The 22,093-nt window shown below is 62.7% G+C and carries 15 protein-coding genes; 7 read left to right on the forward strand and 8 right to left on the reverse strand.

Annotated features, from left to right (window positions below; translation table 11 throughout):
• Positions 1-359 precede the first annotated feature (359 nt).
• The 4 genes from ftsZ to recN all read left to right on the forward strand — a co-directional run bounded on the left by ftsZ (position 360) and on the right by recN (position 5,802).
• Entirely contained in the window at positions 360-2,021 is a 1,662-nt protein-coding gene (gene ftsZ, locus AC3YOG_RS16870) for a cell division protein FtsZ (RefSeq protein ID WP_127753562.1), read from the forward strand.
• A gap of 106 nt (positions 2,022-2,127) precedes the next feature.
• Entirely contained in the window at positions 2,128-3,084 is a 957-nt protein-coding gene (gene lpxC / locus AC3YOG_RS16875; RefSeq protein WP_489935936.1) for a UDP-3-O-acyl-N-acetylglucosamine deacetylase, read from the forward strand.
• Positions 3,085-3,167: 83 nt separating this feature from the next.
• Positions 3,168-4,013 (forward strand): outer membrane protein assembly factor BamD, encoded by an 846-nt coding sequence (locus tag AC3YOG_RS16880; protein WP_127753560.1) that lies wholly within the window; start codon positions 3,168-3,170, stop codon positions 4,011-4,013.
• A 118-nt stretch (positions 4,014-4,131) separates the two neighbouring features.
• Positions 4,132-5,802 carry a DNA repair protein RecN gene (gene recN, locus AC3YOG_RS16885; protein WP_489935937.1) on the forward strand — a complete coding sequence of 557 codons (1,671 nt, stop codon included), beginning with the start codon at positions 4,132-4,134 and terminating at the stop codon, positions 5,800-5,802.
• A gap of 60 nt (positions 5,803-5,862) precedes the next feature.
• Here the strand turns inward: recN and AC3YOG_RS16890 are convergent, their stop codons facing one another.
• The 8 genes from AC3YOG_RS16890 to AC3YOG_RS16925 all read right to left on the reverse strand — a co-directional run bounded on the left by AC3YOG_RS16890 (position 5,863) and on the right by AC3YOG_RS16925 (position 17,780).
• Positions 5,863-7,992, reverse strand: a complete 2,130-nt coding sequence (locus AC3YOG_RS16890; RefSeq protein WP_489935938.1) for a beta-galactosidase — start codon at positions 7,990-7,992, stop codon at positions 5,863-5,865.
• A gap of 78 nt (positions 7,993-8,070) precedes the next feature.
• Complete coding sequence (locus tag AC3YOG_RS16895) at positions 8,071-8,946, reverse strand: 2-hydroxy-3-oxopropionate reductase (RefSeq protein ID WP_489935939.1); 876 nt, start codon at positions 8,944-8,946, stop codon at positions 8,071-8,073.
• A gap of 10 nt (positions 8,947-8,956) precedes the next feature.
• Positions 8,957-9,733, reverse strand: coding sequence for a hydroxypyruvate isomerase (gene hyi / locus AC3YOG_RS16900; protein ID WP_489935940.1), 777 nt, complete (start codon positions 9,731-9,733; stop codon positions 8,957-8,959).
• 12 nt (positions 9,734-9,745) lie between these two features.
• Positions 9,746-11,485 (reverse strand): ABC transporter ATP-binding protein, encoded by a 1,740-nt coding sequence (locus AC3YOG_RS16905; protein WP_489935941.1) that lies wholly within the window; start codon positions 11,483-11,485, stop codon positions 9,746-9,748.
• 3 nt (positions 11,486-11,488) lie between these two features.
• Complete coding sequence (locus AC3YOG_RS16910) at positions 11,489-12,661, reverse strand: ABC transporter permease (RefSeq protein ID WP_489935942.1); 1,173 nt, start codon at positions 12,659-12,661, stop codon at positions 11,489-11,491.
• On the reverse strand, positions 12,661-13,647 hold the full coding sequence (locus AC3YOG_RS16915; RefSeq protein ID WP_489935943.1) for an ABC transporter permease: 987 nt from the start codon (positions 13,645-13,647) through the stop codon (positions 12,661-12,663). The genes AC3YOG_RS16910 and AC3YOG_RS16915 overlap by 1 nt, the downstream gene beginning before the upstream one ends.
• 13 nt (positions 13,648-13,660) lie before the next feature.
• Complete coding sequence (locus tag AC3YOG_RS16920) at positions 13,661-15,769, reverse strand: family 10 glycosylhydrolase (RefSeq protein ID WP_489935944.1); 2,109 nt, start codon at positions 15,767-15,769, stop codon at positions 13,661-13,663.
• 82 nt (positions 15,770-15,851) lie between these two features.
• On the reverse strand, positions 15,852-17,780 hold the full coding sequence (locus AC3YOG_RS16925; protein WP_489935945.1) for an ABC transporter substrate-binding protein: 1,929 nt from the start codon (positions 17,778-17,780) through the stop codon (positions 15,852-15,854).
• Positions 17,781-17,952: 172 nt separating this feature from the next.
• Between AC3YOG_RS16925 and AC3YOG_RS16930 the strand changes: the two genes are divergently transcribed.
• The 3 genes from AC3YOG_RS16930 (at position 17,953) to AC3YOG_RS16940 (ending at position 21,726) form a co-directional block, all read left to right on the forward strand.
• Complete coding sequence (locus AC3YOG_RS16930; protein ID WP_489935946.1) at positions 17,953-18,960, forward strand: LacI family DNA-binding transcriptional regulator; 1,008 nt, start codon at positions 17,953-17,955, stop codon at positions 18,958-18,960.
• 58 nt (positions 18,961-19,018) lie between these two features.
• Positions 19,019-21,178 (forward strand): NAD-dependent DNA ligase LigA, encoded by a 2,160-nt coding sequence (gene ligA / locus AC3YOG_RS16935; protein ID WP_489935947.1) that lies wholly within the window; start codon positions 19,019-19,021, stop codon positions 21,176-21,178.
• An 86-nt stretch (positions 21,179-21,264) separates the two neighbouring features.
• Positions 21,265-21,726, forward strand: a complete 462-nt coding sequence (locus AC3YOG_RS16940) for a DUF3828 domain-containing protein (protein ID WP_489935948.1) — start codon at positions 21,265-21,267, stop codon at positions 21,724-21,726.
• Positions 21,727-22,093: the final 367 nt, after the last annotated feature.

Raw genomic sequence — 22,093 nt, forward strand, 5'->3', positions numbered from 1 at the left:
CACGGGCTTAAGCCGAGGACGGTCCTTTCCATAGAGTCTCCGGGATAGCATGGGGCAAGGCTTGCTTCACCTATACCCTTTCGCCGGACGACCGGCACCGAGGCGATCCTTGCCCCATGTCGCAGCCGCTGACCTCCGGTCGAGCGGAGTTTCGGCACGTTTCAGCCGCCCTGGCGCCGTTTACCATCTCGTTTCGTGAAGCTGAAAGCCGGCCTGAAACGCCGCATGTCCCCTGGACCCCAGAGAGCGGGGAAGTGTTGCATTTTGCATGAGGGTTAACGGCAATGGGACAGATGTTAGGTGCCCGTTAACGATTTGGGAGGTAAATCTTTACCAACCAAGCCACTATGGGGCCCCTAATGACCATCAACCTCACGATCCCAGATATTCAGGAACTTAAGCCCCGCATCACCGTATTCGGATGTGGTGGCGCCGGCGGCAACGCCGTTAACAACATGATCGAGTCTGGGCTCGATGGCGTCGACTTCGTCGTTGCCAACACCGACGCACAGGCTCTCGCCCTCAGCAAGGCACAGCGCATCATCCAGTTGGGTGTCGGCGTTACCGAAGGCTTGGGTGCTGGCTCGCACCCCGAAGTCGGTCGCGCCGCAGCCGAAGAAAGCTGGGACGAGATCAACGATCACCTCTCGGGCTCGCACATGGTGTTTATCACCGCGGGCATGGGCGGCGGTACCGGAACCGGTGCGGCACCGGTTGTGGCTCGCGCCGCTCGCGAGCAGGGCATCCTGACGGTTGGCGTGGTCACCAAGCCGTTCTCGTTTGAAGGCAATCGTCGCGCTCGTCTGGCTGAAGACGGCATTGATGAGCTGCACCGCCATGTTGATACGCTGATCGTCATCCCCAACCAGAACCTGTTCCGGGTTGCCAACGAAAAGACCACCTTCGCCGACGCCTTCGCGATGGCAGATCAGGTGCTGTTCTCGGGCGTCGCCTGCATCACCGATCTGATGGTCAAGGAAGGCCTCATCAACCTCGACTTCGCCGACGTTCGCGCCGTGATGCGCGGCATGGGCAAGGCGATGATGGGTACCGGCGAAGCATCGGGCGAAGACCGTGCGCGTCACGCTGCCGAAGCTGCCATTGCCAATCCGCTGCTAGACGATGTGTCCATGCAGGGTGCACGTGGCCTGCTGATCTCGATCACCGGCGGCCCTGACCTGACCCTTTACGAAGTGGACGAGGCTGCCAGCCGCATCCGCGAGGAAGTGGACTCGGATGCCAACATCATCCTGGGTGCAACCTATGATCCAGATCTGACCGGCACGATCCGCGTGTCCGTCGTGGCGACCGGCACTGATGCAACCATGGTGCAGGCGCTTGAGCCCGCAAAGCCCCATGCTTCGCGCACGCCGCTTTCGGTAAAGCGTCATGTTCCCGTCGAGCCGACCCGTATTGCCGCCGAGCGTAGCGCCCAGGGCGTTGTTCAGCAGCAGATCGAGCATCAGGTCGAAGCCGCGGTGGCCGAGGCTATCTCCCATGAAGCGCCAGCCCCCGCCTATAGCGGCCATGACGATGATGGTGTGATGGTGGAGCCCTATATCCCTTCGGCCCAGGCCATCGACGAGATGGACGAGCCCGCAATGCCCGAAGAATCGCCGGTGCCGAGCGTTTATGTGCCTTCCCACGCCGCTCGCCCCGAAGGTCAGCGCCGGATGCCCCGCACTGAGGAGCTTCCAATTGTTGCGCGCCGGTCACAGGAGCCGCAGGAAAGGCAGGACGCCGAACCCCGCAATGCCCGTGCCTTGTTCAAGCGGTTGGCCTCCAATGTGGGCCTGAGCCTGGGTCAAACCGCTGAAGGCGGACGCGACGAAGCGGTGTATTCCGGAGCCGATGATGCCGCTGCTCGCAGCGCGATTGAGGCAGGCGGCCCAAGGGCTTCGCGGGTTCCGGCTGCTGCTGAAGGTGCGCGCGGCGCTCTTGATCCGCATGGTCGCCAGCCCGCTCCTGCGCCCCAGAAAGAGCATCTTGAGATCCCCGCTTTCCTGCGCAAGCACGGTTAACGGTTCCTTGTAGCGAGCATCCAACATCACTCGGTGCGGCTTCCGCACCGAGTTTTTTTTGGCTAACAGTTTCCGCGTACCCCGCTGGGGTGGAGTGATCCCGAGTATGAATAAACTGTCCACGCGCCAGCGCACCCTGTCATCCACCCTGTCCTTTGCTGGATATGGTGTTCACGGGGCACAGCCCGTTACGCTTACCCTGGGCCCCGCGCCCGTCGATAGCGGGTTCCTGATTTGCCGCGAAATGAGCGACGGAAGGGTGACCAAGCCCGTTCCGGTGCATTTCTCACGCATTACCCGCACCACGCTTTGCACCACGCTCGATCTGGGCGACAGCGTCAGCGTCGCCACCATTGAGCATGTGACCTCCGCCTTGTCGGGCATGGGCGTCGACAATGCCCTGATCACTCTGGACGGCCCGGAATGCCCCATTCTTGATGGCAGTGCATTCCCGTTCGCCCAGGCGATTCTGGAAGCAGGGCTCGAAATCCAGCCGGCCCAGCGCAAATTCCTCAAGGTCATGCGCGCCGTTACCGTGCGCAACAACGACTCCTTTGCCGCGCTCGAGCCCTATAACGGCCGCGCCCTCGATCTCGAGATTGATTTCGACAGCAAGGTCATCGGCCGCCAGCGCATGATCTTCGACTGGACGCCGCGCCGGTACTACGACGACGTTTCGCGTGCCCGTACCTTCGGTTTCGTTCGCGACGCCAAGATCCTGCGCCAGGCCGGCTACGCCATGGGCTCGAGCCTCGACAATTCCATCACCGTCCATGAGGACAAGATCCTCAATCCCGGGGGCTTGCGCTACGAGGACGAATTTGTCCGCCACAAGCTGCTCGACGCCATCGGCGACCTGTCACTCGGTGGCTTGCCGATTTGGGGCCGGTTCCGCTCCTATAAGGGTGGCCATGCCTTGAACGCCCATGTTCTGGCTGGGCTATTTTCGAGCGAAGCCAACTATGAAATAGTGGGCGCCGAGGCATTGCCGCTCGAATTCCAGGCGTTTGACGATCAACCTGATGGGCTGGCTGTCAATCATTACCTGCGTTCGGTGCGTTAATTCTTCGTGGTCGGCGCGGCCACAGTTTTGATCCATTTTCTATCTACGCCGCAGCAGCGGTACGTGTAAGGACGGGACAGTTCGTGACAGTTGTTGCTTTTGGTGGTCGCGCTAGCCGGACAGTCCGGTTGCTTTCAGTTGGCGTCATGGTCGTGGCGCTTACGGGCTGCTCGGGCATGAACCTGTTCGGGCCCCCTAAGGCCAAGGAAGAGCCGATCATCCCGGCGGAGTCGCTGTATCAGCAGGCTCTCGATAATATGGACGCGCAGCGCTACAACACGGCTGTGACCCAGCTCGAGCGCCTCGAGCGCCAGCACCCCAATTCGCCCCTGGCGGAAAAGGGCAAGCTGATGCAGGTCTATGCGCATTACCGCATCGGCAAGTTCGCCGAAGCGATCCTCGCCGCCGACCGCTTCCTTGCGCTTTATCCGAACGGCAAGGACGTTCCTTACGTGCTCTATCTCAAGGGCAACTCCTATTACGGGCAGATCAAAGACATCACTCGCGACCAGCAATTGTCGCGCGATGCCATCGACACCTATAATCTGCTGATCGCCAACTATCCCAAGTCGCCTTACGCCGAGGACGCTAAGGAAAAGCTGCTGGTTGGTTATGACCAACTCGCTGGCAAGGAAATGTCGGTTGGCCGCTATTATCTCGGCAACGGCCAGTACACGGCCGCCATCAATCGCTTCCGGGTGGTTGTGGAAGAACACCAGACCTCGACCCATATCGAGGAAGCGCTGTACCGGCTGACCGAGGCCTATCTTCTGCTCGGTCTCGTCAATGAGGCGAAAACCGCTGCGGCCGTGCTTGGGCACAACTATCCGTCCAGCACCTGGTACCAGGAAGCCTTCAAGAAATTGGGTCAACAAGGTTTGGCTCCCGCTATGGGCAGCGGCAGCTGGATGAGTTCGCTGCGCAAGTAACGAACTAAAGTGTTGCTTGTTTGTTCCGGGGCGCGCTAGTTTGCTGGCGTGCCCCGATTATTTGCCGGCTATGCCGCGCAACGGTGCCGGTCTGGGGTGGAGCTTGGGATTTCCGGGAATGCTGAACGCGCTTTCGGTTCGCAACATTGTCCTTATCGATCAGCTTGATCTGGCGCTGGGCGCCGGCATGACAGTCCTCACCGGTGAGACCGGCGCGGGCAAGTCGATCCTGCTTGATGCGCTGACGCTGGCCCTCGGCGGGCGAGGGGACGCTTCGCTGGTGCGCCGCGGCAGCGAGAACGGCCAGGTTGTCGCCGTGCTGCAACTTGCGGCCGATCACCCGGCCCGTGCGGCGCTGCGCGACAATGCCATTCCCGACGATGAGGATGTGATCCTCCGGCGGGTGCAATATGCCGACGGCCGCACCCGCGCCTTTATCAATGATCAGCCGGTGTCGGCTGCGCTCCTGCAGCGCGTTGGCTCGCAGATCGTGGAAATCCATGGCCAGCACGATGACCGCGCTCTGGTGGATGTCGCAACCCACCGCGCGGCGCTCGACGCCTTTGGGGAATTGGACACCCAGGCGGCTCTGGTCCGGGACGCCTGGCAGGAACTCGCCGATGCGCAGGCATCGGTCAAGGAGCAGAAAGCCTTGGTTGCGGCGGCGTTAGCGGAGGAGGACTTCGCCCGTCACACTGTCGAAGAGCTCTCCAAGCTCGCACCGCAGGTCGGCGAGGAAGAAGAGTTGTCCGAGCGCCGGCAACATCTGCAGCAGCTTGAGCGTTCGGCCGCCGAGGTCGGGGAAATTGACGAGTTGATCAACGGACCCATGGCTCCGGCGCCAGCCCTAGCCGGGCTGATGCGCCGCTTGCTCCGCAAGATCGACGGTGGGGCAGACCTGTTCCAGCCCATTGTCGATGCGCTCGATAACTCGTTAGTTGCGCTTGATCGTACCGCCGATGCGCTGGAGGATCTGAAGCGTGAGATGGCGTTTGATCCGGCCGAGCTGGAGGGCGTGGAAGAGCGCTTGTTTGCCTTGCGCGCTGCAGCACGAAAGCACCAGACCAGCTGCGATGACCTGCCAGCCGTGCTGGCGCGGTTCTCCGCTGACCTGGAGACCCTGCAAAGTGGGGAAAGTCGACTGGCCTCCCTTGAAGCCGCGGCGGCGCAGGCTGAAGCGCTCTACCGCAGCCATGCCAAGGCTCTCAGTGCCAGCCGGGCCGAGGCTGCCGGGGCACTGGGCGCGGCCGTGGGCGCCGAGTTGCCGGATTTGAAGCTGGGTTCGGCACGCTTCATCGTCGATCACCAGATCGATGAAAGCCGGCTCATGGCGTCTGGCTACGACCAGATCGCCTTTCATGTGCAAACCAATCCGGGCACCATGCCCGGGCCGCTGCTCAAGGTTGCCTCAGGGGGCGAGCTCAGCCGCTTCCTTCTGGCGCTCAAAGTGGTGCTGGCCGATCGTGGTTCGGCGCCGGTGCTGATCTTTGACGAAATCGACACCGGCGTTGGCGGCGCGGTGGCAGACGCCATTGGGCGGCGCTTGGCGCGCCTGGCCAACAAGGTGCAGGTCCTGGCCGTGACCCACGCTCCCCAGGTTGCCGCCCGTGCTCAACGGCATCTTCTGATCGAGAAGCAGGCGGTAGAAGAGGGCGCCTTTGTCCGCACGCATGTCAAACCGCTGGATACTCCGGCGCGACGCGAGGAAGTAGCGCGCATGCTCGCCGGCGCCAAGGTTACCGAGGAAGCCAGGGCCGCTGCCAGCAAGCTTTTGAGCGAAGTGCACTGACGGATCTGGAAGCGCGGAGCATTGGCAGCAGCGGATTTCCCGCTGCTGCAGGGCTACAATCTAAGCCGCTTCGCCGCCGCTTTTGTTCAGCCGTACAATCAGCACATCGCGGGCCGGCACGGTAATTGTCCCCGCACCATCCGCAGCGTTGTATGATGACCAGTAAGGCTCACCCAGGGAGGCGATTTGCTGGTCCACCATGACTTCCGCCTTTTGCGCCTCGCGCGTAGGATTGATCACCCAAAGCACAGCTCCTTCCGGTCCTTCATGCAGGCGGGCATGCAGTTGGGGGTTTGAAAGGGTTGCGCGCGGTTTATTGCCGGTCCAGGCGAGCACATCAGCAAAGTAAGCCAGGTTTTCCGCGCTGCTGGTGCGGAAATATGCGACCCCGGGATGGGTGCCGACCAGCAATGTCCGGCCCTCACCAAAGCTGTTCTCCACCACCGCGGTGCGTCCGTCCGTGAAAGCGCCGCGCGCAGTGCCCGTCGTCGGAGCATAGGACTGCAGGAACCCGCCGCCGCCAACTGGCTTGCCATCGAAATCGAACCGAATGCGGTCGCCGATATCGGGCATGAACTCGACGTCGCTTTCGCGCGCACCGAACACCCGGTCGAGCCCGTTGTGGGGCTGCACCGTTCCAACCTTGCCGCGATCGCCGAAATAGCCAGGCGTCGCCTCCGATATCAGTGTACCGCCTGCCTCCACCCAGGCGCCCAGCTTCTGAGCGTGTTCGGCCGTCAGCATGATCGGGTAGGGCGCATAGATGGTGTCGTAATCGTTGATGTGATCGATATGGACCCAGTCGGCCTGGATGCCATTGTCGAAAAAGCCGCGATAGGCACCCCACATCGCCTCACGATAAGTCTCGGGCTTGTGGTTGTGGTTGAGCAGGTAGTCCCAAGCCTGCGCCTCCGGGATCACCAGCAGCGCGATATCGCCCTTGACCGGCTTGGCTGCAAAGAGCGACTTCTGCTCGGGTGCATTGGCCCATTTGCCGATCTCGCTCGCCATGTCCGAGCGCGGCGTTCGGGAACCGTCCATACCATAGGAGCCAAAGGCACCGAACAGCGGACCGTCCAACAGCGGGCGGTAGCGCAGGTTGAGCACGCCGGTTGCGCCGGCGGCAAAGGAGGTCATGGTGAGCGTGCGGATATCCTCGGGGTCCATTACCCGGCCGTCTTCCTTGTCGCGGCCGAGCACTTGCGGTTGCAGCCACAGTGGACCGCCGGGCCGTTCGGCATGCCACCACGGCTTGCCGCGGGCGGCCGCCCGGGTGAGGTCGGGCCCGAAGAAGTTCTGCCAGGGCGCAAAGCCGCGCCGGCTGGGCACCCAGGTCAGGCCATAAAGCTCGACCTTGGACGCGGCGAGCCAGTCATCGGACCCATTGGCCGCCATGTTGGGGATCGCGCCGCCGACGCCGTGGGCGGCGATCAGGCAGTCCGGATCGATCCCGCGGATGGTGTCGATCTTGAACTGCATCTGGTCGTAGTAGTTCTCGCGCTTGAAGGCGAGCCAGTCGAGATTCTCGGGGTAAGCTGCCACTTCGCGGGGCGGCTCGATGTCGTCCCACTCGGCATAGGAATAGCGATACCAGGCATTGGCAAGCCTATCGAGATCGCCATACTTGGCCTGCAGCCAGAGCCGGAAATCGGCCTTCATGAACTCGGAATAGTCGACGTCGGCGGCGTAGTTGACCTCGTTCCACACGTCATAGCCGAGCAGGCCGGGATGGCCCTTGTAACGGGTCGCGAGGGCAGACAGGAAGTTGCCCACCGCTTCCTTGACCTCAGGCGCATTCATGCTCAGCGAGCCCGCGCCACCGCCATTATTGGCAAAGCCGCCGGTTGCCGCGCTCACCCCCATAGTGGAGGTCAACGGCCGCCCGTCAGCCCGCAGCTGCCGGGCATGGGCAAATTTGCGGTAAGCCCAATCTGGTACGGTGTGCGTCAACTCGGCGATGATGGTCTTGATCCCGTTCTTGGCGGCAAGGTCCATCTGCCGGTCATAATCGTCCCAGTCATAAAAGCCGGGGCGCCGCTCGATGGCCGACCACATGAACCAGTGCCGGAACACATTCATGCCGTCCGCGGCAGCAACGGCATAATCGCGCTCCCAGTCCTCGCGCGGCGGGTTGGACTTGCGGAAATACACGGCTCCGAATGGCGTCTGCGGCAGCTTGTCGAGTGGCATGGCTTGGTTCCTGGGCATGGGGGTTCGTTCAGCGGCACCTCGGCGCCGCTGCTGGCAAGCTTGTGCTGGTGGGTGGGGCTAGCTGCTGCCGCCCGCCAGCGCCTCAAGGGTGCGGATCAGCGCGGAATGATCCTTGTCGCCGTCGCCCCGCGCGACGGCCGCGTTCATCAACTGCTGCGTTGCTGCGGCGTTAGGCAAAGCGATATCCAGCGCGCGCGCCGCATCCACCGCCAGCGCCAGATCCTTGCGGTGCAGCCGAATGCGGAATCCGGGATCGAAGGTCTGCTTGATCATGCGTTCGCCATGCAGCTCAAGCACGCGGGACGCGGCAAAGCCGCCCATCAGCGCCTCGCGCACCTTGGCGGGATCGGCGCCCGCTTTCTGGGCAAACAGCAAGGCCTCGGCGACTGCCTGGATGTTGAGCCCGACAATGATCTGGTTGGCGACCTTGGCGGTCTGCCCATCACCGACACCACCCACGAGGGTGATGTTCTTGCCCATGGTCTGGAACAGCGGCAGCGCGCGGTCGAACACTGGCTCCTTGCCGCCCACCATGATGGTGAGGGCGGCATTTTTGGCGCCCACTTCGCCGCCCGAAACTGGCGCATCCAGATAATCAGCGCCGAATGCCTCAATGCGGCTGGCGAAGTCCTTGGTGGCGATGGGCGAGATGGAGCTCATGTCGATCACGAGCTTGCCGGGGGCAAGGCCGGCGGCCACGCCCTCAGGTCCAAACAGCACCGCTTCGACATCGGGCGTGTCGGGTAGCATCAGGATGACGATGTCGGAGGCCTCAGCCACAGCCTGCGCGCTGGACAGCGCCTTGCCGCCTTGCTCGACCAAAGCCTGGGAGGCTTCCTTGACCCGGTGCAAGGCGACCTGGTGGCCGGCGGCGATCAGATGGCCCGCCATGGGGCGCCCCATGACGCCGAGGCCGATGAAACCGATGTTCATGTTGCGCTCCTTAGAGATAGGGTTTCATCCAGCCGAGCCCGGCGCTTGTGCCGGCCGTGGGCTTGTACTCGCAGCCCACCCAGCCATCGTAGCCAAGCCGATCGAGTTCATTGAGGACGAAGGGGTAGTTGATCTCGCCCGTGCCCGGCTCGTTGCGGCCGGGATTGTCGGCGATCTGCACATGGGCGATGCGCTCGCGCAGCCGGGCATAGGTGGGCACGAGATCCCCCTGCATCACCTGGGTGTGGTAGACGTCGAACTGGATGAAGAGGTTGTCGGACCCCACCGCATCAAGGATGCGCTCGGCATGGTGGGTGGTCGAAACATGAAAGCCCGGAATGTCGCGCAGATTGATCGGCTCGAGCAGCAGCTTGATGCAGGCATCGGCGAGGCGCGGCGCGGCATAGCGCAAGTTGTCGATCAGGACCGCATCGCGCTCTTCCAGGCTACTTCCGGCGGGGGCAATGCCGGCAAGGCAGTTCACCTTGGTGCAGCCGAGGGCCTGCGCATAAGCAACTGCCGTCGTCACCCCGCTCCGGAAGTCCTCGACCCGGTCGGGCAGGCAGCCAATGCCGCGCTCGCCAGCGTCCCAGTCGCCAGGGGGCAAGTTGAACAGCGCCTGCTCAAGACCATTGTCCTTCACGCGCGCCGCGACCTCATCGGCGCCAAAGGCATAGGGGGCAACATATTCGACGGCCCGGAACCCATCGGCCGCCGCCGCCGCAAAGCGGTCAAGGAACGGCTGGTCGGCATAGAGGAAGGAGAGATTGGCAGAGAATTTGGGCAAGGCGGTTTTCCTTCAGGCCACATAGCGGGTGCGGTGCAGCATCCGTTTGTTGCGGGGATCGGGGTTGGGAACAGCCGAAATCAGGCTCTGGGTGTAGGGGTGCTGCGGCTGGGTGCAGATCTGCTCGGCGGTGCCGACCTCCACCAGCTTGCCCAAGCGCATCACCGCGACCCGGTCGCAGAAATAGCGGACCACGGAGATGTCGTGGGAAATGAAGATGAAGCTCAGGCCCAGCTTTTGCTGGATGTCGAGCAGCAAATCGAGGATCTGCGCGCGGATCGACACGTCGAGCGCTGCCGTGGCCTCGTCGGCGATGATGATCTTGGGATCGAGCGCCAGGGCGCGGGCGATGCCGATGCGCTGGCGCTGGCCCCCGGAAAAGGCGTGCGGGTAGCGCTCCATGGCCATGGGGTCGAGCCCCACCAGCGTCAGCAATTCGGCGACGCGCGCTTCGATCGCCGCCCCGCCCATCTTGCCCGATACATAAAGCGGATCGCCGATGATCTCCTTGACGGTCATGCGCGGGTTCAGAGACGCGAATGGGTCCTGGAACACCAGCCGCACATCGCGATGAAACGCCTTGAGGCCCTGCTTGCTCAGAGCGGTGACATCCATGCGCGCGCTCGCACCATGATAGGTGACCGTGCCGGCGCTGGGCTCGACGGTGCGCAGGATCAGGCGGCCAAGCGTGGTCTTGCCCGAGCCGCTCTCGCCCACAATGCCGAGGTTCTCGCCGGGATAAAGATCGAGGCTTACATCATCGACGGCTTTGAGCGCATGGCTGTTGCCACCGAACCAGGCGCTCGAGGCACCATAAACCTTGGACAGGTTGCGCACGCTAAGGACCGGCTGGCGTGCCTGCGTGCTGGTCTCGGCACGGGCCGCAGTGCGCTGGTTCTGCTCGAGCTTCACCGTCGAGTTGAGGAGGCGCACCGTATAGGGATGGCGGGCATCATGGAAAATGTCCTCGGCGCTGCCCGCCTCGACAATACGGCCGTAGCGCATCACCGCAACGGCGTCGGCCACCTCGGCCACCACACCCATGTCGTGGGTGATCAGCAACATCGCCATGCCACGGCTCACCTGGAGACGCTTGATGAGATCGAGGATCTCCGCCTGGGTTGTGACATCGAGCGCGGTGGTGGGCTCGTCGGCGATCAGGATGTCCGGATCAGCCGCCAGCGCCATGGCGATCATGGCGCGCTGGCGCATGCCGCCGGAGAATTCGAAGGTATAGCGGTCGATCATCTTGTCGGGATTGGGGATCTCGACCTGCCGCAAGAGCTCGATGGTTTCGGCACGCGCCTGCTTCTTGTCCATGCGCCGATGCAGACGCAGGGCTTCGATGATCTGGCTGCCGATCGTGTGCACTGGCGAGAGCGAGCTCATCGGCTCCTGAAAGATAAGCCCAATGCGTCCGCCGCGGATTTGCAGCAGCTTGGGATCGCGGTCCGAGAGCGCTGCGATGTCGATCTCTTCGCCCTGGCTGCCCAGGAGGATGCGGCCGCCGGTAATGGCCCCGTTGCGATCAAGGATACGAAGCAGGGCACGGGCGGTCACCGATTTGCCCGAGCCGCTTTCACCGACAAGGCACAGGGTCTCGCCGCGCCGCAGCACAAAGCTGACATCCCGCACCGCATGCAGGATCTCGGTGCGGAGCCGGAAATCGAGGCTGAGATGCTCGACACTGAGGGCAATCGGCGCCTCATCGCCTGCTGGCTGCGTGCCGGTAGAGAGGGGATGGACAGTCATGGCTCAGCTTTCATAGGGGTCGGCCGCGTCGCGCAGACCATCGCCAAGGAAGTTGTAGGCCAGCACGGTCAGAACCACAGCGCCTGCCGGCCAGATCAGCAGCCAGGGCGCGCCCGCAATGGTGCGCACATTCTGCGCGTCCTGCAGCAGCACCCCCCAGGACACGACCGGTGCCTTGAGCCCAATGCCGAGAAAGCTCAGCGCCGTTTCAGCAACGATCATCGTGGGCAGGGCGAGGGTCACGACCGCGAGGATGTGGCTCGTCAGCGAGGGCATGATGTGCCGGAAGATCAGCCGGCGTTCGCTTGAGCCATCCAGACGAGCGGCGGTAACGAAATCCTCGCCGCGCAGGGCAAAGAAGCGGCCCCGCACTTCCCGCGCCAGTCCGGTCCAGCCGAACAGCGAGACGATAAGGGTGATGAGGAAATACACCGTCAGGGGTGACCAGCTCAGCGGAATGGCCGCGGCAAGGCCCAGCCAAAGCGGGATAGTCGGCATTGAGGAAATCACCTCGATGATGCGCTGGATCACCAGATCAACCACGCCGCCGTAGAACCCAGAGATCGCACCGAGCGTCACGCCGAGACAGAGGCTAATGGCGACGCCGATCAGGCCGATGGACATGGACACCCTTGTGCCGTGGATCAACCGGCTCAGCAGGTCGCGGCCGAGCTTATCGGTGCCCAGCAGATACATGGTATCGGTCGACTTGAGGGGCCCGAGCAGATGTACGTCGGAAGGGAACAGGCCCCAGAGCTTATAGGGCGCGCCCTTGACCAAGAGACCGATGGGCACGACGGCGTTCTCATCGATCACGTAGCTACGGCGCAGCGATGCCTGATCCACACTCATAGTGTAGCCAGTGACGTGCAGTTGGAAGTGTTGGCTACCATCCGGCTCGGTCACGAAAAGCCTTAGTTCCTGGGGCGGCGCATTGGTGAATTGCGGGCGGGCCGCGTCGGGCAGGGTGGGTGCCAGGAACTCGGCAAAGATGCCGATGAGATAGAGCATGAGGATGATCACGCCGGCGACGAGCGCGACCTTGTTGCGCGAGAACTTGGCCCACATCAGCCGCCATGGACCCGCGACCGCAGTTTCGATCGGCTTGCCGACCTGCAGGGAAGAGACGGCAGGGCCGGTTTCGGGCGTTCCCTCGATGAAAGTGTGCGCAAGCATCAGTTGAACCTGATCCGTGGGTCAAGAAGGGCGAGCAGAATGTCGGAGATCAGCATGCCAAAGAGCGTCAGCACGCCCATCAGCAGGATAAAGCTGCCGGCCAGATACATGTCCTGGCTGATCAGGGCCCGCAGCAGCAGCGGCCCGGCGGTCGGCAGGTTAAGCACGATGGCGGTGATAGTGACGCCCGAAACAAGCTCGGGCAGGACCCAGCCGATGGCCGAAACGAAGGGGTTTAGCGCAATGCGGACGGGATACTTCATCACCGCCTTGTATTCAGGCAGGCCCTTAGCCTTAGCCGTCACCACATAGGGCTTGTTCAACTCGTCGGTGAGATTGGCGCGAAGGATGCGGATCAGTGCTGCGGTGCCGCTGGTGCCGATGACGATGATCGGGATCCAGAGGTGTGCAAGCAGATCAACGAACTTGCCCCAGCTCCAGGGCGCCTCGACATATTCGGGCGAGAACAGTCCGCCCACACTCTGGCCCAAGACCTTGTAGCTGAAATACATCAGCGCCAGCGCCATGATGAAGTTGGGCACGGCGAGGCCGATAAAGCCGAGTAACGTGAACGCGTAATCGCCGAACGAGTGGCGGCGCATGGCCGAATAAATGCCGATCGGCAGGGACACAGCCCAGACAAAGAGCAGGGCGGCAATCGAGATGGCGAGCGTCGAGCCCATCCGCTCCCAGATCAGGTCGGCGACCGGGCGGTTCCATTCAAAGGAATAGCCGAAATCGCCCCGGAAGATGATGCCGCTGATCCACTTCCAATACTGCAGCCAGATCGGGTCATCAAAACCATAGGCGCGGCGCATGGCTTCGAGCTGCGCGGGATCGACGTTCTGGCCGCTCTCGGCCATGGTCGCCAGCATGGAGGTGAGATAATCCCCCGGCGGCAGCTGGATAATCATGAAGGCAATGAGCGACATGCCGAACAATGTCGGGATCATGTAGATCAGCCGCTTGATTACATAGTTCAACATGGCGCCGGCCCCTCTAGCTCCAGGTCAGGTGGACAACTTCGAGTGTCTCGATGCTGGGCACAACGACATTAAGCCGTCCGTCCACAGGGCTGGTTTCCGAGCGCTGGCCGGCGACCAGCAAATCGACTTTGCCCACAGTCTTGCCAGCTGGCACTGCGATGGAGACCGTGATCTCGCCGGTTGGATAGACTTCGCGGATCGGGCCCTTCATCATCATGGGGTTGGAGATGTTGTTGAGCACGACAGCCATGCCCGCTTCGTTCTCGCGCACTGCGAGGTCGAGCACCGCGCGGCCGCCGATCTCGACGTCAGGGCGTTTGCCCAAAGCCCAGTGCACCGCGTTGCCGATGAGGCGGGAGTGGTCGGCCGCGAGAACCTCCCACAGAATGGCGCCGACATTCCACGGGATGTAGACAGTGCGACCGCCGCTGGGATGCTCGCGGGTCACCACCGCTGCGCCCTTGGGCTCTTCACGCGGGTAGACCTCTTCCATGGGCAGGTCGGGAAAATCGGGGACGTAAAGGAAGGGCTGGCTGGTGTCGGGCGCGGCATCTACGGCTAGAAGCCTGGTGCCGCCAATAATGCGGTTCGCGCCCTCAAAGCCCTCGGAGATCGGGTGTTCGCCGTTAATGGCGACATAGGTGTTCTTGACCGGTCCGCGGGCCGCCCCGGTCATGGTCACACCCAGCAACTGGCCCAGACCAATGGCGTTGCGGAGCTTGTTGTCCGGCGTGCGGGTGGAGCTTTCGTGCGCCGCGACGATGCTGCCGCCACGGGCGACATAAGCCTCCAGCGCCGCGATCTGCTCGTCGGAAAGGCAGGTGGCATTGGCGAGGATCAGGACTTTGAACTTGTCCAATGCCTCCGGGGTCATCGCCTGGTCTGAAACCATCTCGAATGGAATGCGCGCTTCCACCAGAGCCAGATAAAAGCCGAGATCGTCGGCTTCGGCTGCCCTGCGGGTGTCGAGGCCGTGGTGGCGCAGGGTCGTGGCCGGGTCGAGGATTGCGATCTCGGCGGTTGGCGTCATTTGCGATAGCACCGGCTCGAGATCGGCATGCAGGTTGAAGCTATCAACCACCGGCTCGACCCAGCGGGTGTCGGGCACCACGCCATTGAACTTGGTGAACCAAGGCAGGAGCCCCTGCGTCGTGCCGTCGTCCATCCAGGCCTGGATCTCGGGGCCGGTGGTGACCGAATCTTTCCAGCGATATTCCTCTTCGGGACCGATGGAGGTGATCAGGATTGCAGGCCGGTCGCGGAAGGTCGCGCGCATGCGCTTGCCATTGCGCCCGCTCATCCACACAGGTTCGGTCCCCCGGCGGCCTTGATCGTCGACGCACAGGAAGGGGCAGTATTTCTCGATGATCTCGAGGTCGAACTCGGTCAGCGATACCGAGCCCATATTTGGGATGAAGCTGGTATGCGGCTTGATGGCCTTCATCACCTCGTCCCATTCCACGACTAGGCGGCTCAGCACGCCACGGCGCCACGCGGTCCAGGCCAGCCATGCGGGGTTCTCGAGCTTCTGATCGAGAGGTAGTTCGTGCCCGGTTGCTTCGCGGAAAATGCTCTTGCAGGCATCGCAGTAGCACACGCCATGGCCCTGCCAGCGATTGGCGAAGATGGCGTCGATATCATAGTTGGCCGTCAGCTCGCGCAGCACCTCGGGCATGAACTTGAAGTTGTAGTCTGAATAGGCGCAGGTCACCCACACTTCGGGGAAAGCCCAGTGGCGGCGCTTGTTGCCGTCCTTATCCACGGCAATCCATTCGGGATGAGCGTCCGCGGCATCCTGGTGGATGGCGTGCGGATCGACGCGCGCCATGACGTGCATCCCGAGCTTGCGGGCGCCGGCGACCAGCTCACCGAACGGATCGCTGCCGCCGATGAACTTGGACACGTAGTGCAGCGGCACCTTGGAGGGATAATAGGCGATATAGCCGCCCGCGCTTAGGCAGGTGGCGTTGGAGCGCGTGCGCTTGAACACGTCCACCCAGAAGGCCGGGTTGTATTTGATGGGGTCGTCTTCGGCCAGGGTGAGCTGCGTCCAGCGGGTCGCTGACTTGTACCAGTCATGAGTGCGGAGGTGATCGGTGGTCTGCGACTTGCTGTCGAGCATGGGATGTCCCTGGGCATGGGTTCGCTATCGCCGGCCCCGGGAAGGGCCGGCGGAGTGGAAAAGGGCGAATGGTTAGCGGCAGTTAGCTCTTGAAGAACTGCTCGGGGCGAGCGGGACCAGGGGTGGGCCAGCCGAAGGAGTTGGGCATCTCCTTCATCAGGTTCACCACGTTGTTCTTGACGATGCCGTAGCCATCAGGCGGCAAGCTCACGCCAAAGGTGAGGAACAGATCGGCCGCGTTTTGCAGAACTTGCGCCATCCGCTCGTTCTGGCCAGCCGGATCGGCCGTGGCGACTAGTTCGCGATAGAGTTCCTGCTGTGCCTTGACCTCAGGCGGCGGCTCAACCGCGGCTTCGTTGTCGGGCTGGGTGTAGTAGAGCGCCCATCCGGGGGCATAGAAGCAGTTGTTGTTGATGGGCACGTAGAAGCGCGCATCGAGCATGGCGGCGATGCCGGAATTGGCCCCGAACTGGTGCGCGGTGGCGTCGTATTCACGACCGCGGCGCACGCGTTCTTCCCAGAGCGAGCGATCCATGGTGCGCATCTGCGCATCAATGCCGACGGCCTGGAACATCGGGATGGCCAGCTCGAACATGTCGAGGAAGGTCGTGCGGGTCTGGTCGATCTCGAAGATGATTGTGACACGACGGCCTTGCTCGTCCAGGCGGTAACCCTCGCCATCCTTGTTCGGGATGATGGCGTCCAGCATCTCGTTGGCTTTCGCCGGATCGTACTCGGTGAATTGCTTGGCCAGCTGCTCGTTGTAGAGCGGGTCACCTTCGCGCATGGAGGGCTGGGCAGGGGATCCCTGGCCCACGAAGACGGCATCGATCATGGCTTGGCGGTCGATCGCCACTGAAAGCGCATGGCGGAATGCCTTGGTATTGAACAGCGCGTTCTTGACGGGGTCGTTGTGGTTGAGATTGAGCTGGAAGGCCATAACGTTAGCGGCCGTTTCCTTAAGCGTATAGAAGCTGTAGTCCCCGGTTTCCTGGCTGTCGAACAGCACCGGCTTGTTAGCTGGCGTGGCGATATACTGGTCCATGATGTCGACCTCGCCCTGCAGCGTCTTGAGCAGCAGTACTTCGGGGTCGGCAACCATCTGGTAAACGACGCGATCGAAATAGGGCAGCTGGGTGCCGGCGGTGTCGACCTTGTAGTAGTAGGGATTACGGGTCGCGATGGCCTGTTCGGTGCTGGAGCCGGGGGCGCGATCAAACACCCAGGCGTTGAGCGTCGGGCGGTTGCCGTTCTGGTAGAAGGTGTTGTCGTCCAGCATGCCGATCTCGCGCTGAAACAGCGCAATCCAGCTTTCAAGGCCCGCTTCCTTGGCGAGGGCATCGGCCTCGGGATTGTAGCGGATGTGGAATTTTTCAAGGTAGTGCTTAGGGGTGCGGGTCAGCTGGTCCTGGTTGGCCCAGGCGAGCTGCTGCACGAAAAAGCCGTTGGGGCCGGGGAAGATGACTTTGAAGGTCTGCTCGTCGACCACTTCGAGCGTGGCAGGTTCCCCATCGACCATCCACCACGCATTGCTGCCATGGGAAGTTTCGGGGTCCATGAAGTAGGCGTCGTACCAGAACTGCACGTCAGCGGTGGTAAAGGGATGGCCGTCGGACCACTTGTGACCTTTGCGCAGGGTGAAGGTGTATTCAGTGGCAGCGTCGTTGACCGACCAAGATTCGGCAACGTTTTCAACGAGTCCCGACCAATCCTGGTTGTAACGGACCAGCGGCTCATAGCCTTGGTAGCGCACCAGCATGGAGAGGGAGCCGCCCCCGACGAGGGCGTGGTTCCAGTCGCCGCCTTGCTGGCCGACGCGTTCGAGCGGGGTGATGACCAGCGGATTGGCGGGCAGGCGTTCGGCGACGGGGGGCAGTTCGCCGCTGTCGACGCGCCCCTTAAGGAAGGCTGATTCCCCGGTGGTCTGGGCCCAGGCCCAGACCGGCATGGCAGCAGCGCCGACAAGTGCGGAGCTGGCGACGATGAAAGCCCTGCGGCTGATGGATACCATGAATATCTCCTCCAAAAAACTAACCGCCTATGGCGTTGTCAGCTGCCGGGGAGCTTGCGACTGCAAAATCGTTAGGTAAAGCGTTATGTTGTTATTGATGTGGATTATTGGGCAGGGTAGGTGGATGCAAGGCTGCGGCAGTACCTCGAACTGAGCCTTACAAGGAGCTTCGATGGCACGCGTTACCTTGTCCACTATCGCCCAGCATATGGGGCTTTCCAAATTTGCGGTTTCGCGGGCGCTGTCCGGCAAGGACGGTGTCAGTGAGGCAACGCGCCAGCGGGTGCAGCAGGTGGCCGACGAGCTTGGCTATGAACGCGCGGGTGGCGACAGCGGCGTGCCGGCGCTGGGGATCGTGTTCCACGACACCGACCTCGTAAATTCGGAACTGCACCTGCTGGTGCAGAGTGGCTTTCACACCGAAGCGCAGAAATACGGCTATCAGGTGCGCATGGCTTCCACTCATTTGCTGGATGAAGTGGAGGAGTTTGCCTTGCAATGTCAGGGCGTTGCGCTGGTTGGCCCACATTCGCTGGAGAGCATGACGCGCATCAAGGAACTCGGCATTCCCCTGGCGCGCAATGGGTGGGTGGACCCTCTGGCACCATTTGATCTCGTGTCAGGCACCGATCATGAGGGCGGCGCCGCGGTGGCTAATTACCTGATTGAACTGGGTCACCGTAACATCGCCTATGTGCATGGTACGCCCGGCTATCGCGGTCGCACCGAGCGGTTCTATGGCATGCGCGAAGTGCTGGAAGCCCGCGAGGACGTGGAGTTTCGGGAGATCAAGTTCCACAGCGAGAAGCGCTTCACCGCGCATCTGAAGGAAGCGAAGGCAGACGGTTTCGAGCCCACGGCCTTCTTTTGCGCCCATGACGGGATGGCGCTGACGGTGGTGACCGAGCTGCTGACGCTGGGCTATCGGATCCCGGAAGATGTCTCGGTGGTGGGGTTTGGCGACTATTCTGCCGCTACCCAGATCACGCCGCACCTAACGACAGTTAGGGTGCATGGGCGCCAGATCGGGGCAGGGTTGGTGCGGGTGCTGGATGACCGGATCAAAGGGCGGATAGCGCCGGATGTGGCGGTTCGGATCTCGTTTGCAGCGCATCTGGTGGTGCGTGAATCGGCGGGGAAAGCCGGGGTTCGGGGGGCGGAAAGGCTGGCTGTGGAGTAGCTTGCTGGAGTATTCTTGACCGCCGCGCCGCAGGCGATCACCCAGTCAGAGTGCTCCGATGTCCGATTTCAGCCACAAAGATGAACGCGATCTGAACGAAGCGGAGGCGCAGCAGGAGCTGGCCCGGCTGGCGATGCTGATCCGCGAGGCCGATCTCGCCTATCATCAGCAAGATGCGCCGGTGATGACCGACGCGGAATACGATGCTTTGCGGCGGCGCAATGCGACGATCGAGGCGCGCTTTCCGCAACTGGTGCGCGCGGACAGCCCAACTGAAACCGTTGGTGCCGCGCCGGCTGAAGCCTTTGCCAAGATTCGGCATGGCGTGCCGATGCTCAGCCTGGGCAATGCGTTCGATGATGAGGAAGTAGCCGAGTTCGTGCAGCGGGGGCGCAAGTTCTTTGACAAGGACCTGGCGCGTGATCCGGCCATGCAGCTCGAGTTTACGGCTGAACCCAAGATCGACGGGCTTTCAGCATCATTGCGCTACGAGAAGGGCGTGTTTGTGCGTGGCGCCACGCGCGGCGATGGGACGGTGGGGGAGGACATCACCGAGAACCTCCGGACGATCGCCGATATCCCGGCAAAGCTTGAGGGGGAGGGTTGGCCTGACCTGATCGAGATCCGCGGCGAGGTTTATATGACCCATGCCGAGTTCAAGCGGCTCAAGGATCATTCGGCCAAGTATGGCGGGCAGGAGTTCGTCAATCCGCGCAACACCGCGGCCGGGTCGCTGCGCCAGAAGGACCCGAAGATCACGGCCAGCCGCAAGCTCAACTTCTTTGCCTATGCCTGGGGTGAGGCGAGTGCGCCACCGGCCGCCACGCAGTGGGACGCGATGCAGAAGTTCCGCGACTGGGGCTTTGTGGTCAATCCGCTGCTGATCCGCACGGCTTCGGTCAGTGAGCTGCTCGAGCAGTATCGCAAGATCGAGGCGCAGCGGGCGAGCCTTGGCTATGACATCGATGGGGTCGTCTACAAGCTCGACCGGCTCGACCTGCGCGAGCGCTGGGGCTTCGTGTCGCGCGCACCGCGCTGGGCGATTGCGCATAAATTCCCGGCCGAGCAGGCGACCACCGTGTTGCTGGGGATCGATATCCAGGTCGGGCGCACCGGAGCGCTGACGCCGGTGGCGCGGCTGCAGCCGGTGACGGTGGGTGGTGTGGTGGTCGAGAACGCCACCTTGCACAATGAAGATTATATTGCGGGCAAGGGCAGCAATGGCGAGCCGATCCGCAATGGCGTCGATCTGCGCATTGGCGACACGGTTGTGGTGCAGCGCGCCGGGGACGTGATCCCGCAGATCGTTGATGTGGTGATGGAGCAGCGCCCCGTCGATGCGCAGCCCTTTGTGTATCCCCATCAATGCCCCGCCTGCGGGTCCGACGCGGTGCGCGAGATCAACGAAAAAACCGGCAAGCTCGATTCGGTGCGCCGCTGCACCGGCGAGTTGATCTGCCCGGCCCAAGCGGTGGAAAGCCTCAAGCACTTTGTGGGCCGCAACGCGATGGATATCGATGGGCTGGGCGACAAGCAGGTAGCGCAGTTCTATGCCGAAGGGCGGATCGCGCGGGCGGCCGATATCTTCACCCTGCGGGCGCGCGACGAGCGCTCGGTCAAGAAATTGAAGGACGTGGAGGGGTTCGGCGCCGTATCCGTCCGCAAGCTGTTCGACGCCATCGATGCGCGGCGCGAGCCCGAGCTCGATCGCTTTATCTTTGCGCTGGGCATTCGCCATGTGGGGGAAACGACGGCGGCGCTGCTGGCCAAAACCTTCGGGACCATCGAGGCGTTGCGCGACTCGGCGGTGGATTCGGCCAGTCATGAAGGCGAGATCAGCCCGGTGTTTCCCCAGATCAACGGGATCGGAGAAACCGTGCGCTCGTCGGTGCTGGCGTTTTTCGGCAATGAGCGCAACATCCAGGCGCTCGATGATCTCCTCAAGGAGGTCAAGCCGAAGCCCTATGTGGTGACCATTGCAGCCGATAGCGTGGTGGCGGGCAAGACCGTGGTGTTCACCGGATCGCTCGAAAAGATGACGCGCTCGGAAGCCAAGGCCATGGCCGAGCGGCTGGGGGCGAAGGTCGCCGCCTCGGTTTCGGCGCAAACCGATATTCTGGTGGCAGGGCCGGGCGCCGGCTCCAAGCTCAAGAAGGCCGAGGAGCTGGGGGTGGAAGTGATCAGCGAAGAAGAATGGTTCGAGCGGGTCACGCCCTGAGCCGCTTCGCTACCTGGTTGATCGCGAGCATGGGTTTGAGACGGCAGGCGGGGCAGGGCTCCCGCCCGGATGGGATGGAGAGCAAGATGCGCGTGATGATGCTGGCCGCAACGGCGGTGCTAGGCCTGAGTGGGTGGGCGATGGCGCAGCCATTCCCAACCCCCGAGGCGCTGCTGGAGGCGTTCTACGCGCCTTATTTCTCGGGTGAGTTCGCCGAGGACGAGTCCCAGTTCCGCTCGGCGGCGCTGCAGGCGCTTTACGACGCCGATGCGCAAAATACGCCGGAAGGCGAGATGGGGGCCTTGTCGTTCGACCCCTTCATCAATGGGCAGGATTTCGAGATCACTGACCTTGCCATCGGTGAAGCGGCGGTGACCGGCGATGCGGCGGTGGTGGAAGTGAGCTTTGAGAACTTCGGCGAGCCGACCGAGCTGACCTATGAGCTAGTGCTGGAAGACGGCGGCTGGAAGATCGACGATGTAGCGTCCAACGATCCGGAGAACCCGTATCGGCTGAGCGAGATTTTTGCCGAGGCGCAGGGGGAGTGAGGAGGCTGGCTCCCTCGTCTTCTCGCTCTTGAGGGGGGCGTGCCTCGGCAGACTCCGAGCATGTGGGGCCGCCTGAACCCCCACCCTCGATCCCTCCCCTCAAGGGGGAGGGAAGGCTGACTGCGGGGCTGTGGACCTAGACGCACGATCTCGGGCGTGGGCCTCCCTCCCCCTTGAGGGGAGGGTTGGGGAGTGGGTCGATGGGAGGAACGCTGATCACCTTCGCCGCTCACTTCACCCGACACTTGCTTAGCGGTGAGACGGTCCTTGCGTGGGGCGGCCGCGGTGTTTCGTGCCGCGACCCCCACCCTCGATCCCTCCCCTCAAGGGGGAGGGAAGGTCGACTGCGGGGCTGGTGGGGGCGCCC

It is taken from the genome of Devosia sp. Z6_126 (assembly GCF_058133495.1).

What these genes read in the sequence shown, in the direction of transcription:
- ftsZ (WP_127753562.1), top strand. Translation starts at nt 360, where the DNA reads ATGACCATCAACCTCACGATCCCAGATATTCAGGAACTTAAGCCCCGC.
- lpxC (WP_489935936.1), top strand. Translation starts at nt 2,128, where the DNA reads ATGAATAAACTGTCCACGCGCCAGCGCACCCTGTCATCCACCCTGTCC.
- recN (WP_489935937.1), top strand. Translation starts at nt 4,132, where the DNA reads ATGCTGAACGCGCTTTCGGTTCGCAACATTGTCCTTATCGATCAGCTT.
- AC3YOG_RS16890 (WP_489935938.1), bottom strand. Translation starts at nt 7,992, where the DNA reads ATGCCACTCGACAAGCTGCCGCAGACGCCATTCGGAGCCGTGTATTTC.
- AC3YOG_RS16895 (WP_489935939.1), bottom strand. Translation starts at nt 8,946, where the DNA reads ATGAACATCGGTTTCATCGGCCTCGGCGTCATGGGGCGCCCCATGGCG.
- AC3YOG_RS16905 (WP_489935941.1), bottom strand. Translation starts at nt 11,485, where the DNA reads ATGACTGTCCATCCCCTCTCTACCGGCACGCAGCCAGCAGGCGATGAG.
- AC3YOG_RS16910 (WP_489935942.1), bottom strand. Translation starts at nt 12,661, where the DNA reads ATGCTTGCGCACACTTTCATCGAGGGAACGCCCGAAACCGGCCCTGCC.
- AC3YOG_RS16915 (WP_489935943.1), bottom strand. Translation starts at nt 13,647, where the DNA reads ATGTTGAACTATGTAATCAAGCGGCTGATCTACATGATCCCGACATTG.
- AC3YOG_RS16920 (WP_489935944.1), bottom strand. Translation starts at nt 15,769, where the DNA reads ATGCTCGACAGCAAGTCGCAGACCACCGATCACCTCCGCACTCATGAC.
- AC3YOG_RS16925 (WP_489935945.1), bottom strand. Translation starts at nt 17,780, where the DNA reads ATGGTATCCATCAGCCGCAGGGCTTTCATCGTCGCCAGCTCCGCACTT.
- AC3YOG_RS16930 (WP_489935946.1), top strand. Translation starts at nt 17,953, where the DNA reads ATGGCACGCGTTACCTTGTCCACTATCGCCCAGCATATGGGGCTTTCC.
- ligA (WP_489935947.1), top strand. Translation starts at nt 19,019, where the DNA reads ATGTCCGATTTCAGCCACAAAGATGAACGCGATCTGAACGAAGCGGAG.
- AC3YOG_RS16940 (WP_489935948.1), top strand. Translation starts at nt 21,265, where the DNA reads ATGCGCGTGATGATGCTGGCCGCAACGGCGGTGCTAGGCCTGAGTGGG.